The sequence below is a fragment of the Yimella lutea genome, assembly GCF_006715095.1.
Taxonomy (GTDB): Bacteria; Actinomycetota; Actinomycetes; order Actinomycetales; family Dermatophilaceae; genus Yimella; species Yimella lutea.
Genome location: NZ_VFMO01000001.1, coordinates 2328871 through 2341209 on the forward strand (window position 1 = coordinate 2328871; position 12339 = coordinate 2341209).

The following is a 12339-nucleotide window of genomic DNA, read 5'->3' on the forward strand; positions in this document are numbered from 1 at the left end:
ATCAGTCCTCCGGTTCGTAGCCGAGGTTGGGCGAGAGCCACTTCTCGGCCTGCTTCAGCGTCCAGCCCTTGCGCTGCGCATACGACTCCACCTGGTCGCGGTTGATGCGTCCGACCACGAAGTACTGCGAATCGGGGTGGGAGAAGTACCAGCCCGAGACGGACGCGCCCGGCCACATGGCCATCGACTCGGTGAGTTCGATGCCGGTCTGGTTCTTCACGTCGAGCAGTTCCCAGAGGGTGCGCTTCTCGGTGTGGTCGGGGCAGGCGGGGTAGCCGGGGGCAGGACGGATGCCGCGGTACCTCTCGGCGATCAGGTCCTCATTCGAGAGCGTCTCGTCGGCGGCGTAACCCCACAGTTCGTGACGCACGACCTCATGCATCCGCTCGGCGAAGGCCTCGGCCAGGCGGTCGGCGACCGATTCCAGCAGGATCGCGCTGTAGTCGTCGATCGCGTCCTTGAACTCCTTGATCTTGTCGCCTGCACCCAGGCCCGCGGTGACCGCGAAACCGCCGATGTAGTCGCGCAGGCCGGAGTCCTTCGGGGCGATGTAGTCGGCCAGGGACTTGTTCGCGACACCTTCACGGTGCTGCCCCTGCTGGCGCAGGTGGTGCAGCATCGTGCGGATCTCACCGCGCGACTCGTCGGTGTAGACCTCGATGGAGTCGCCGACGGAGTTGGCCGGGAAGAACCCGACGACGCCGGACGCCTCGAGCCAGTTCTCGGCCGCGATCTTGTCGAGCATCGCGTTCGCCTCGTCGTACAGCTTGCGCGCGGTCTCCCCCGTCGCCGGGTTGTTGAGGATGTCGGGGAAGCGTCCCTTCATCTCCCAGGCGTTGAAGAACGGCTGCCAGTCGATGTACTTGCGCAGCGTGGCGATCGGGTAGTTGCGCACCACCTTGGTCCAGCTGCGGATCTGCCCGTGCACCTGGTCGTTACCGGTGTTCTCGTCCTGCTGCAGCAACATGTGCGGACGCTGCGGCTGGTAGTTCGACCAGTCGATCGGGGGACGCTTGGCCATCGCCTGCTCGTAGGAGATCAGCGGGCGGTCGTTCTTCTTCGCGGCGTGGCGCTGCCGGATCGACTCGTAATCACGCTCGACCTCGTCCAGGAAAGGTTGCTTGCGAGTGTCGGACAGCAGCGCGGACGCCGTCGGCACCGAACGCGAGGCGTCCTTCACCCACACGACCGGTCCGTGGTACTTCGAGGTCACGCGGACGGCGGTGTGTGCCTTGGACGTGGTCGCGCCGCCGAGCAACAGCGGGATGTCGAACCCCTGTCGCTCCATCTCCTGCGCGACACCGACCATCTCGTCCAGCGAGGGAGTGATCAGACCCGACAGGCCGATGATGTCGGCGTTCTCCGCCTTCGCGGTCTCCAGGATCTTGGCGGTGGGCACCATCACGCCGAGGTCGACGACGTCGTAGTTGTTGCACTGCAGCACCACACCGACGATGTTCTTGCCGATGTCGTGCACATCGCCCTTGACCGTCGCCATGACGATCTTGCCCTTGGCGCGCACCGCGTCGCCCGGCTTCTTCTCCGCCTCGATGTACGGAATCAGGTGTGCGACAGCCTTTTTCATCACGCGAGCCGACTTCACGACCTGCGGCAGGAACATCTTGCCGGCACCGAAGAGGTCTCCGACGACGCCCATGCCGTCCATCAGCGGGCCCTCGATGACGGCCAGTGGCCGCTCCCCCGCCTCGGCGAGCTCGACCCGCATCTCCTCGGTGTCGGCGACGACATACTCGTCCATGCCCTTCACCAACGCGTGCGTGATGCGTTCGCGTACAGGAAGATTACGCCACTCGAGGGCCGCGCTGTTGTCGACCGGGCCGGCTTCCTTGTTGTGCTCGGCCGCGATCTCCAGCAGCCGCTCCGTGGAGTCGGGACGTCGGTTGAGCACGACGTCCTCGATGCGCTCCTTGAGTTCGGGATCGATCTGGTCGTAGACGACCAGTGCGCCGGCGTTGACGATTCCCATGTCCATGCCCGCTTCGATGGCGTGGTACAGGAACACCGCGTGGATCGCCTCGCGCACCGGGTTGTTGCCGCGGAAGCTGAACGAGACGTTCGAGACACCGCCGGAGACCAGGGCTCCGGGCAAGTTCTGCTTGATCCAACGGGTGGCCTCGATGAAGTCGACGCCATAGTTGGAGTGCTCCTCGATACCCGTCGCGACCGCGAAGATGTTCGGGTCGAAGATGATGTCCTCGGCCGGGAAACCGATCTCCTGCGTGAGGATCTCGTACGCCTTGGAACAGATCTCCTTGCGACGCTCGATGGTGTCGGCTTGTCCCTCCTCGTCGAAGGCCATGACCACCACGGCGGCGCCGTACTTACGGCACAGGCGGGCCTGTTCGATGAACGGTTCCAGGCCCTCCTTCATCGAGATCGAGTTGACGATGGGCTTGCCCTGTACGCAGCGCAGACCGGCCTCGATGACGCTCCACTTGGACGAGTCGATCATCACCGGGACGCGGCTGATGTCGGGCTCGGAGGCGATCAGCTTGCAGAAGCGATCCATCGCCTCGATGCCGTCGATCATGCCTTCGTCCATGTTGATGTCGATGACCTGTGCGCCGGCCTCGACCTGCTGCCGCGCCACGTTCAGTGCGGTCGGGTAGTCGCCGTCCTTGATCAACTTGCGGAAACGCGCCGAACCGGTGATGTTGGTGCGCTCGCCGACGTTGACGAACAGGGAGTCCTCGACCACGTTGAGCGGTTCGAGACCGGACAGCCGCAGCGCGGGGGCGATGCTCGGTACTTCGCGCGGGGACACGCCCTCGACCCGGTCGGCGATCTCGCTGATGTGCTCGGGCGTGGTGCCGCAGCAGCCGCCGAGGATGTTGACCAGTCCGTCCTGGGCGAAGCCGCCGACGACGTCCGCCATCTCCTGAGGAGTCTCGTCGTACTCACCGAAGGCGTTGGGCAGGCCGGCGTTCGGGTAGACCGAGACGAACGCGTCCGCGACCTTCGACAGTTCCGCGACGTACGGGCGCATGTCGGCGGCGCCGAGCGCACAGTTGAACCCGACAGCGAGCGGCTTGGCGTGGCGGACGCTGTTCCAGAAGGCCTCGGTGACCTGACCGGACAGCGTGCGACCGGACGCGTCCGTGATCGTGCCGGAGATGATCACCGGCCACCGGCGTCCCTCCTGCTCGAACAGGGTTTCCAGGGCGAAGATCGCCGCCTTGGCGTTGAGGGTGTCGAAGATCGTCTCGACCAGCAGCAGGTCCGAGCCGCCGTCGATCAGGCCCTGCGCCTGTTCCAGGTAAGCGTCGACGAGTTCCTGGTAGGTGATGTTGCGGGCACCCGGGTCATTGACCTCAGGAGAGATGGACGCCGTCCGGTTGGTCGGGCCGAGTGCACCGGCGACATAGCGCGGTTTGTCATCGGTCGCGGCCTTGTCGCACTCCGCGCGGGCGAGCGCGGCAGAGACGAAGTTCAACTCGTAGGAGAGATCCTCCATGCCGTAGTCGGCCATCGAGATCCGTTGTGCCGAGAACGTGTTCGTCTCGATGATGTCGGCGCCGGCGTCGAGGTAAGCGCGGTGGATGTCGGCGATCAACTCGGGCTTGGTGATCGAGAGCAGGTCGTTGTTGCCCTTGACGTCACGCTCCCAGTCGGCGAATCGCTCGCCGCGGAACTCGTCCTCCGACAGTTTGTGCCGTTGAATGAAGACACCCATCGATCCGTCGAGGATCATCACGCGGGAATTGAGCGCTTCGGTGAGTTCGGCGGTGGCGTCTGGACGCTGGTGGGTCGTGTCGCGCTCGAAAGTCTCGGAGCGGGAGTCGGAGCGGCTGCTCACTGTTGGTGTTCCCTTCGTAGAGTCGCCCGAGTTTACGACACCTGCATCCCGTTGCCCGGTCACCGCCGAGGCGTGGTCGATCACTCCGTACGCTGGATCGAAGCCGTCGAACCCCGGCGGGCAAACCAGGGATGAAGGGACGAATCACGTGATCGAGATCGAGGACATCCCACTGCTCGACGATCCCATCATGATCGCCGCGTTCGAGGGCTGGAACGATGCCGGCGAGGTGGCCACGAGCACCGTCGCGCACCTGGTCGAGGTATGGGACGCCGATCTGGTCGCGGCGATCGACCCCGCCGAGTACTACGACTTCCAGGTGAACCGGCCACGTGTGGTCGGTGGTCCCGAATCACGGCAGATCGAGTGGCCCACGACCCGGGTCTACCTGGCCCGTGACACCCCGCTCGACCGCGACGTCCTGCTGGTGCACGGCATCGAGCCGTCGTTCCGATGGATGCAGTTCGTCCAGGAGTTGCTGTCGCTCGCCGTGGAGTCCGACATCTCCCTGCTCATCACGCTCGGCGGACTACTGGCCGACGTGCCACACCGTCGTCCGATGCCGGTGTCGGTGACTGCCGAACATCCGGACATGCAGCAGCGCTACGACGTCGAGCCCAGTGAGTACGAGGGCCCGGTCGGCATCGTCGGCGTGCTGACCGACACCGCCAATCGCACTGGTATCTCGAGTCTTTCGGTCTGGGCGGCAGTGCCCCACTACGCCGCGACCGCCCCGTCCCCGAAGGCGACATTGGCAATGGTGGTCAAGCTCGAGGAACTGCTGGACACCGTGGTCGACCGCGGTGAACTTCCGGACGAGTCAGCGGCGTGGGAGCGCGGCGTCGATGAACTTGCCGCCGCCGACGAGGAGATCGCCGAGTACATCGAGGCCCTCGAACGGGCCCAGGCCACCACCGACCTGCCCGAAGCCAGCGGCGACGCGATCGCTCGCGAGTTCGAGAAGTACCTGCGCCGTCGCGACGAGGGCGGCCCCGGCCCTCGCCCCTGAGGGAACGCAAAATGCATGAGGGCACTCCGTATACGGAGTGCCCTCATGCATCGAGAGTCATCGTCGGCGTGTGGCCCGTTGTCAGAGGGCGATGCCGAGGGCGGCGTCGATCGCGTCGGTGACGCGCGCTGAAGGGCCGGCGTCGGCCCGGACGTGATCGGCCGCCCACGCGTCCATGGCCTGCAACGCGGCGGGTGCGTCGAGATCGTCGGCGAGTGCAGCGGTGATCGCGTCGGCGAGTTGGTCCGCATCGTCATCGCCGGCTCGGGACGCGACGTCGCGCCAAGTCGCCAGGCGCTCCTTCGCACTCTCGAGCTGGTCGTCGGTGTACTCCCAGTCGAGGGCGTAGTGGTGGTCAAGGACGACCAGGCGCACGGCCATCGGGTCGACGCCCTCCGCGCGTAGTTGGGAGACCTTGACCAGGTTGCCCAGCGACTTGCTCATCTTCTCGCCGTCGTAGGCCACCATCGCCTGGTGGGCGTAACGGTGCGCGAACGGGCTCTTCCCGGTCAGCGCTTCCGCCTGGACCGCTGACATCTCGTGGTGGGGAAAGACGAGGTCGGTGCCGCCGCCCTGCAGGGTGAATCCCATGCCGAGGTGGTCCAGCGCGATCGTCGTGCATTCCAGGTGCCAGCCGGGGCGTCCGGGGCCGAGTTCGACTCCGTCCCAATGGGGTTCGCCCTTGCGCCAACCGCGCCAGAGCAGCGGGTCGAGCACGTCGCGCTTGCCCGGGCGGTCGGGGTCTCCCCCGCGGTCGGCGAACACTTCCACCATCTGCTCGCGGTTCCAGCCGCTTGTTTCACCGAAGCTGGGCTGGGTCGACAGGTCGAGATAGAAGTCCTGGACGCCGTCCTGCCCGGCTTCGGACGCGTCCACCGGCAGGCCGTACGCCACGCCTTCCGCGACCAGTCGCGAAATGACCTCGACATGGCGAGGCATCGTCTCGACGACGCCGACGTAGTGCTGGGGCGGAAGGTTGCGCAGGGCCTCCATGTCGGCGTGGAAGATGTCGATCTCACGCTGGGCGAGGTCCTGCCAGTCGATGCCGTCGCGCGCTGCCCGTTCGAGCAGCGGGTCGTCGATGTCGGTGACGTTCTGTACATAGGTGACGTCGTGGCCGGCGTTGCGCAGTGCGCGGATCGCGAGGTCGAAGGTCACATAGGTGGCGGCGTGCCCGAGGTGCGTCGTGTCGTACGGGGTGATCCCGCAGACGTATACGCCGACCGGGTCGTTCGTCGGGACGACCTCGAGTTCACCGGTGTGTTCGTCGCGCAACCGCAGGGCGGGTGCCGCTTTCGCCAGGCGGGGAAAGGACGGCTGAGACCAGGACTTCACGGCGTAGAGCCTAGTTGTCGGGCGGGCTTGCTCACGAGACGGTCGGCTGAGCCGTTCACCACAGTGCCACCACGGGTCACCACAGTGGCCACGGCAGCGGATGCCGGTCCTCGGGCACCTCGGGCATCACGCCGTCGGCGAGCAGGCCGTGCAGCCTTTCGTGCAATGCCTCGATCTCAGAGAGCGTGAGCAAGGGCTCCAACTGCGCCACAAGCCCGCCGTCAAGTGCCTCGGAAAAGCGTTGCAGCGCAGCGATATCCGTGGCGGCGATGGGCTCACCGGCGAAGCCCCAGAACACCGTCCGCAGCTTCTCCTCCTCGTGGAAGCACAGGCCGTGATCGATGGCCCAGAACGTGGCGTCGTCCGCCAGCAGCGCACTCGCCTTGCGGTCGGCGTTGTTCAGCAGTGCGTCGAACACCGCGAGCGTACGCAGGCGCGGGGTGTCGCTGTGCGAGACGACCAGCGGTCGATCTGCCTCGTCCCGGACGGCGAGCACAGGGACGTTGCCGTCCGGGACGTCAGCCGGCGCGTCGATGCGGACGAAGTCGGGGTCCTCCCGCCCCTCGAGCGGTCCGACCCACTGCTGAACGGTGCCCGGCCCGAGCGGCCCGTCCCGCAGGACCGTCCTGGGCACGAAGTTCCAGCCGGTGGCGTCCGAGACGTACGAGGCCGCCAGCTCGCGTCCGGCGAGGGACCCGTCGGGGAAGTCCCACAAGGGTCGTTCGCCTCGAATCGGCTTGTAGACCGCGGCTGTTCGCTTCTCACCCTCGCCCACCCAGACACGCAGCGCGACATTGGACGCATCGACCAGCCGCCCTTCGATCTCCAGGTCGCTGTCGGCCAGCAGCCGCAGCACCTGGTCGTCAGCGCTTGTATCCGTTGGCACGGGGACAGACATGGCCGTTCGGGTCCAGCGGGTCGCCGCAGAGCGGGCACGGCGGACGGCCCTGCTCAAGCAATGCCGTTGCACGACGGGTGAATTCGCGCGCCATCTGCGGCTGCACCGCGACGCGGAGCGTGGTGCTGTCGGGTTCGTCGACGGCGACGGACGGTTCGCCCGATTCATCCACCTCGACCGACACGGTGGAATCGAGGCACTCCACGATCACGCGCAGCGTCTCCGGATCCCAGGCAAGCGTGAGGGTGCCCACCCGGAATTCATCATCGATCGGGGTGCTCAGTGGCTCGTTGTCCGGTTCCATGACCGGGACGTCAGCGGTGGCGTCCAGTTGGTCGAGCAGTTCATCGATCCGCTCGGCAAGCATCGCGACCTGCGCCTTCTCCAGCGACACGCTGGTGATCCGGCGGCCGTCGACGGCCTGCAGGAAGAAGGTGCGCTGGCCCGCAGGGCCGACGGTGCCCGCGACGAACCTGTCGGGGTCCAGGTACTCGATCAACGGCATGTACCGACCCTAGCGCCGCGCCTCAGCCCTGCGCGGTCGAGCCACCGCCGACAGTTGCCTCGGCGTCCTTCGCCTGATCGGGCTTCGGCACGAGGTCGGCGGGATCGCTACCGGTGTCGTTGATCCGCAGCACGAACGGCCGCGTAGCGGTGAGGCGTACGGCGCTCAGCGAGGCCGGACCGACGGTGATGCGCTGGAACTGGTCGATGTGCTCACCGAGACATTCGGCGAGGATCGACTTGATCACGTCGCCGTGGGACACCAGCGCCCACACCGCGTGCGCACCGACCTGTTGCTCGAAATGTGCGTCGTAGTGCCGCATCGTCTCAACCGCTCGCAACTGCATCTGGGCGATCGACTCGTGCCGGTACTGCTCGCTCGCAGGAAATGTGGCCGCGCTCGGGTGATCCTGCACCGTGCGCCAAAGGTCTTCCTTCGCCAGCTCTTTGAGCGGCCGGTTCGTCCAACCGCCGTAGTGGCACTCCCCCACGCCCTCGTCGACCGTCACCTCAACCTCACGCCCGGAGACGATCGCGTCCGTCGTCTCACGGCAGCGCTGCAACGGGCTGGTCACCACGCCGGCCAACGGAACATCGCGCAGCCGTCGGCCGAGCGCGGTCACCTGCTCCTTGCCGGTGTCGTCGAGACCGACACCCTCGGTCCAGCCGGCCAGCAGCCCGGCGGCGTTCGCCGCGGTCCGCCCGTGCCGCAGCAACAACACGGTGGTCACGAGGAACGCAGTCCCTCGTCGTCCATCAATCGTGCGATGAGTCCGAGCAGTTCGATCCGCTCCTGCATGCTGTCCATCCACGGCGAAACCGCGAGCGTCGTCACGCCGGCTTTCGCATAAGCACGCAGCCGGGCGCGGATCGCTTCTGCGTCTGCAACCATCGCGGTGCGTTCGATGAACTCGCGCGGCACGGCTGCGGCCGCGTCGCGGTGCTGCTTGGCCAGGAACAGATTCTGGACGTGGTCTGCGTGCTTCTCGAAGCCCATCCGGGTGGCGAGCGCGTGATAGAAGTTCTTGTCCCTCGAGCCCATGCCACCGATGTAGAGAGCGGCGTGGCCGCGCAGCCGATCGGCTGCGGCGTCGACGTTGTCGGCCATGCTCACGTTGACGGAGGCGACGACGTCGAACCCGTCCATCGTCAGGTCGGACTTCGCCCGGCCGCCCGCGATCGTCTCGAGTTGCTCGGGCAGGTATTCGGGGCTGACGAAGATGCCGATCCAGCCGTCGGCGATCTCGCCGGTGAGCGCGAGGTTCTTCGGACCGAGCGAGGCCAGGTAGATCGGCACGTTCTCCCGTTCGGGCAGCAAGAGCAGCCGCAATGACTTGCCCGGGCCGTCCGGCAGCGGTAGATCGAAGTGCTTGCCGTGGAACTCCACGTTCTGGCGACCGAGTGCCTGCCGGACGATCTCGACGTACTCACGGGTGCGACCCAGCGGATCGGCGAACCTGACGCCGTGCCAGCCCTCGCTGACCTGCGGCCCGGAAACACCGAGGCCCAGGTGAAAGCGTCCGCCGGTGATCCGGTCCAGCGTCGCGGCGGTCATCGCGGTCATCGCCGGGCTGCGACCCGGAATCTGCATGATCGCGGCGCCATACCCGACGTGTTCGGTGTGTGCAGCCAGGTAACCGGTCAGGCTCGGGATGTCGGAGCCGTACGCCTCCGCCAGCCATACGACGTCGTAGCGATGCTCGTCGGCGGCCTTCGCCAGGGCAAGCATGCCGTCGAGGTCGTCGGTACCGGTCGTTCCCCAGTAGCCCACATTGAGCGCAAGTCGCATGTCTGGAACGGTACTCGCTCCACGGTGCGTCAGCGGGGCCGCCCGCGTGGCCGCCGATAGGTTGGGGCCATGCTTTCGCGCTCCCTCGGTCGCAGCGGACTGACCGTCTCCACGCTCACTCTCGGCACGATGAACTGGGGCACCCAGGTCGACGAGGACGACGCGCGCCTGCTGCTCGAGGACTATCTGGACGCCGGTGGCACCACGATCGACACCGCGTACGGGTACGCCGACGGCGGCAGCGAGACGATCATCGGGTCCCTCATCGAGGGCCTGCACCGCGAGGACCTCGTCCTTGTCGGAAAGGCCGGTATCTCGCGTCGTACCGGGCAGCGGGTGGTCGACACCTCCCGTCGTGCGCTGCTGACCCAGTTGGACGCGTCCCTCACCCGACTCGGCACCGAGCATCTGGACCTCTGGCTGGTGCACAGCTGGTCGGACGAGGTGCCCTGGCAGGAGACGCTCGGAGCGTTGGAGTGCGCGGTGACGTCGGGCAAAGCCCGCTACGTCGGGGTTTCCAATTACTCCGGTTGGCAGTCGGCGATCGTCGCCGGTGAGGCGCAGCGACTGCGAATTCCCTTGGTGGCCAACCAGGTTCAGTACAGCCTGCTCGACCGGTCGGCCGAGGCCGAGATTCTGCCGGCTGCAGACGCGCTAGGGCTCGGGGTGATGGCGTGGTCACCGTTGGCCGGTGGGGTGCTCACCGGCAAGTACCGTGGTGGCGTCCCGGCCGAGAGCCGGGCGAGCTCGGGCGATCACCCGCGTTGGGCCGCCCAGATGCTCGGTGCGGCGGACGGGCCTGTGATGAAGGCCGTCGCGACGGCGGCTGACGGGCTCGGCGTCTCGCAGACCGAGGTGGCGCTGGCCTGGTTGCGCGAACGTCCGGGACTCAGCAGTTGCGTCGTCGGAGCTCGTAAGCAGACCCAGTTGCGCGCCGCGCTCGCGTCCCAGCGGCTCGACATCGCCCCGGCGATCCGTCAGGCGCTCGACGAGGTCTCCGCGCGCTGAGGAGCTGCTGACTATTCCGACTCGTAGTCGATGTCGTCGACCTCGAACCCGCGGTACGGCTCGTCGTCATCGTCGTCGTCCTCGAACTCGCTCAGGTCGACCTCGTCATCGTCGTCCTCTTCCTCATCGTCCGAGTCTTCGTCGTCCGAGTCATCGTCCGAGTCTTCGTCTTCATCGAGGTCGTCGTCGAAGTCGTCCTCGTCGGCGGGCAGGAAGAAGGGGGTGTTGAGCCCGTACGCCTCGTACAGCGCATCCTCGTAGGTCTCGAAGGCGTCGGCGAGCGAGTCGGCGGCCTCCTGGACATGGGGGTCGTCGTTGCCGCGTCCGCTGGACGCTAGTTCGAAATGCCGTTCCACGGCGTTGATGAAGCAGGAGAGGGCGGCACGCGGGTCGACGCTCATACACCGAACGCTATCGGCTCTGACGCACAATAGGCAGCGATGACCGAGTATGAGTACCAGGTGCTGACGTTCCCGCGAGACGTGGAGCGCTCCGTCGTGCGCCAGACGCTGACCGATCACGCCGAGTACGGGCATTGGGAATTGGCCCGCACCCGGCTCTATCTGGGCGGTCTGCGCAAGGTGTGGTTGCGGCGCCGGATCATCCGGGTGCGCCGCACCGCCTGAGTTCGATCGGTCGGCGCCGGTCAGCAGTCGCGCATGAACTCACCGAGCACGTCGGCTCCGAACCGTAGCGATTCCAACGGAACTCGCTCGTCGATGCCGTGGAACATCGGCGCGAAGTCGAGGTCGGCCGGCAGCCGCAGCGGGGCGAACCCGTAGCCGACGACGCCCAGTTTCGCGAGCGACTTGTTATCCGTGCCACCGGAGAGGCAGTACGGCAGCACCGCCGCGTCCGGGTCCTGGGTGGCGAGTGCCCGCTTCATCTTGTCGACCAGCGGTCCTTCGACCGGTGCGTCCAACGCGATGTCCTTGTGCACGATCTGCACCTCGACGAACTCACCCGCGAGGCGTTCGATTGTGCTCATCAACTCGTCCTCGTGGCCGGGAAGGAACCGGCAGTCCAGGCTCGCCGACGCTGATTGCGGAATGACGTTGTGCTTGTAGCCGCTGTTGAGCATCGTGAAATTGGAGGTGTCGCGCAGTGTTCCTTCGACGAACCCCCGTGCGCCGCCGATGGTCGCGAGCAGCTCGCCCGCGTCGTCCGGCGAGTAGGTGATGCCGGTGATCTCGCTCAGGCCGTCGAGGAGCAGCGAGACGCTGGCGATGTACTCGCGCGGCCAGTAGTGAGCGTTGATGCGTGCGATCGCCTCTGCGAGTCGGACCACGGCGTTCTCGTCGTTCGGCACCGATCCGTGACCGGCCCGTCCGTGAGCCACCAGACGCAACCAGGCGATGCCCTTCTCGGCGGTCTGCAACAGGTAGACACGCTGCTGTCCCCCGGCCTTCTTGGGCACCGTGACGCTGTAGCCGCCCACCTCGCTCACTGCTTCGGTCGCGCCCTCGAACAGTTCCGGACGGTGCTCGACCAGCCAGTTCGCGCCCTTGGCTCCGCCGGCCTCCTCGTCAGCGAACATGCCGACGATCAGGTCGCGCGGCGGCTTCCTGCCGGAGCGGACGAGTTCGCGCACGTTCGCGATGATCATCGCGTCCATGTCCTTCATGTCGACCGCGCCGCGTCCCCACACGCAGTCGTCCTTGATCTCGGCGGCGAACGGATCGACCTGCCAGTCCTCGGCATTCGCGGGCACGACGTCGAGGTGGCCGTGGACGACCAGCGCACCGCGCGAGGAGTCCTCACCCTCGATACGGACGACGACGCTCGCGCGGCCGGGCTCACTTTCGATGAGTTCAGGATCCAGGCCCACCTCGGTGAACTCCGACATCACGTACTCGGCGGCTTTGCGCTCGCCGGGGCCTTTGTCGTTGCCGTAATTGCTGGTGTCGATGCCGATGAGGTCCTGACAGATACGCACGACCTCGTCCCGCGCTCGGGTCTGCTGCTGATCGTTCATCGCT

At 66.6% G+C, this 12339-nt stretch carries 11 protein-coding genes; 3 read left to right on the top strand and 8 right to left on the bottom strand.

Annotated features, from left to right (window positions below):
• Window position 1: 1 nt before the first annotated feature.
• The gene (metH, locus tag FB459_RS11330; RefSeq protein WP_141928576.1) at window positions 2-3817 is read right to left on the bottom strand and encodes a methionine synthase; all 3816 of its coding nucleotides are present in this window, start codon (window positions 3815-3817) and stop codon (window positions 2-4) included.
• A gap of 148 nt (window positions 3818-3965) precedes the next feature.
• Between metH and FB459_RS11340 the strand changes: the two genes are divergently transcribed.
• Window positions 3966-4826 (top strand): PAC2 family protein, encoded by an 861-nt coding sequence (locus FB459_RS11340; protein ID WP_141928578.1) that lies wholly within the window; start codon window positions 3966-3968, stop codon window positions 4824-4826.
• Between the two features lie 81 nt (window positions 4827-4907).
• Here FB459_RS11340 and mshC read toward each other — a convergent pair whose 3' ends face one another.
• The 5 genes from mshC to FB459_RS11365 all read right to left on the bottom strand — a co-directional run bounded on the left by mshC (window position 4908) and on the right by FB459_RS11365 (window position 9352).
• Complete coding sequence (gene mshC / locus FB459_RS11345) at window positions 4908-6161, bottom strand: cysteine--1-D-myo-inosityl 2-amino-2-deoxy-alpha-D-glucopyranoside ligase (protein ID WP_141928579.1); 1254 nt, start codon at window positions 6159-6161, stop codon at window positions 4908-4910.
• 76 nt (window positions 6162-6237) lie between these two features.
• Window positions 6238-7047: an SCO1664 family protein gene (locus FB459_RS11350; RefSeq protein WP_168990284.1), complete on the bottom strand. Its 810-nt coding sequence runs from the start codon at window positions 7045-7047 to the stop codon at window positions 6238-6240.
• Complete coding sequence (locus FB459_RS11355; RefSeq protein ID WP_129626855.1) at window positions 7025-7564, bottom strand: DUF3090 domain-containing protein; 540 nt, start codon at window positions 7562-7564, stop codon at window positions 7025-7027. The genes FB459_RS11350 and FB459_RS11355 overlap by 23 nt, the downstream gene beginning before the upstream one ends.
• 22 nt (window positions 7565-7586) lie before the next feature.
• Window positions 7587-8294: an MSMEG_4193 family putative phosphomutase gene (locus tag FB459_RS11360; RefSeq protein WP_129626856.1), complete on the bottom strand. Its 708-nt coding sequence runs from the start codon at window positions 8292-8294 to the stop codon at window positions 7587-7589.
• Entirely contained in the window at window positions 8291-9352 is a 1062-nt protein-coding gene (locus tag FB459_RS11365) for an LLM class F420-dependent oxidoreductase (protein ID WP_141928580.1), read from the bottom strand. Before FB459_RS11365 ends, FB459_RS11360 begins: the two co-directional genes overlap by 4 nt.
• A 69-nt stretch (window positions 9353-9421) precedes the next feature.
• On the opposite strand from FB459_RS11365, the gene FB459_RS11370 reads away from it, so the two are divergent.
• Window positions 9422-10360 carry an aldo/keto reductase gene (locus FB459_RS11370; protein WP_141928581.1) on the top strand — a complete coding sequence of 313 codons (939 nt, stop codon included), beginning with the start codon at window positions 9422-9424 and terminating at the stop codon, window positions 10358-10360.
• Between the two features lie 11 nt (window positions 10361-10371).
• On the opposite strand, the gene FB459_RS17355 is transcribed toward FB459_RS11370, so the two are convergent.
• The gene (locus FB459_RS17355; RefSeq protein WP_170221887.1) at window positions 10372-10761 is read right to left on the bottom strand and encodes a DNA primase; all 390 of its coding nucleotides are present in this window, start codon (window positions 10759-10761) and stop codon (window positions 10372-10374) included.
• Window positions 10762-10800: 39 nt separating this feature from the next.
• Here FB459_RS17355 and FB459_RS11380 point away from each other — a divergent pair, with 39 nt between their 5' ends.
• Complete coding sequence (locus FB459_RS11380; RefSeq protein ID WP_129626864.1) at window positions 10801-10986, top strand: DUF5703 family protein; 186 nt, start codon at window positions 10801-10803, stop codon at window positions 10984-10986.
• 20 nt (window positions 10987-11006) lie between these two features.
• Here the strand turns inward: FB459_RS11380 and FB459_RS11385 are convergent, their stop codons facing one another.
• The gene (locus FB459_RS11385) at window positions 11007-12335 is read right to left on the bottom strand and encodes a M20/M25/M40 family metallo-hydrolase (RefSeq protein ID WP_141928582.1); all 1329 of its coding nucleotides are present in this window, start codon (window positions 12333-12335) and stop codon (window positions 11007-11009) included.
• Window positions 12336-12339: the final 4 nt, after the last annotated feature.

Coding starts and splice junctions, on each gene's coding strand:
- FB459_RS11385 (WP_141928582.1), bottom strand. CDS start 12,335: ATGAACGATCAGCAGCAGACCCGAGCGCGGGACGAGGTCGTGCGTATC.
- FB459_RS11380 (WP_129626864.1), top strand. CDS start 10,801: ATGACCGAGTATGAGTACCAGGTGCTGACGTTCCCGCGAGACGTGGAG.
- FB459_RS11355 (WP_129626855.1), bottom strand. CDS start 7,564: ATGCCGTTGATCGAGTACCTGGACCCCGACAGGTTCGTCGCGGGCACC.
- FB459_RS11365 (WP_141928580.1), bottom strand. CDS start 9,352: ATGCGACTTGCGCTCAATGTGGGCTACTGGGGAACGACCGGTACCGAC.
- FB459_RS17355 (WP_170221887.1), bottom strand. CDS start 10,761: ATGAGCGTCGACCCGCGTGCCGCCCTCTCCTGCTTCATCAACGCCGTG.
- FB459_RS11370 (WP_141928581.1), top strand. CDS start 9,422: ATGCTTTCGCGCTCCCTCGGTCGCAGCGGACTGACCGTCTCCACGCTC.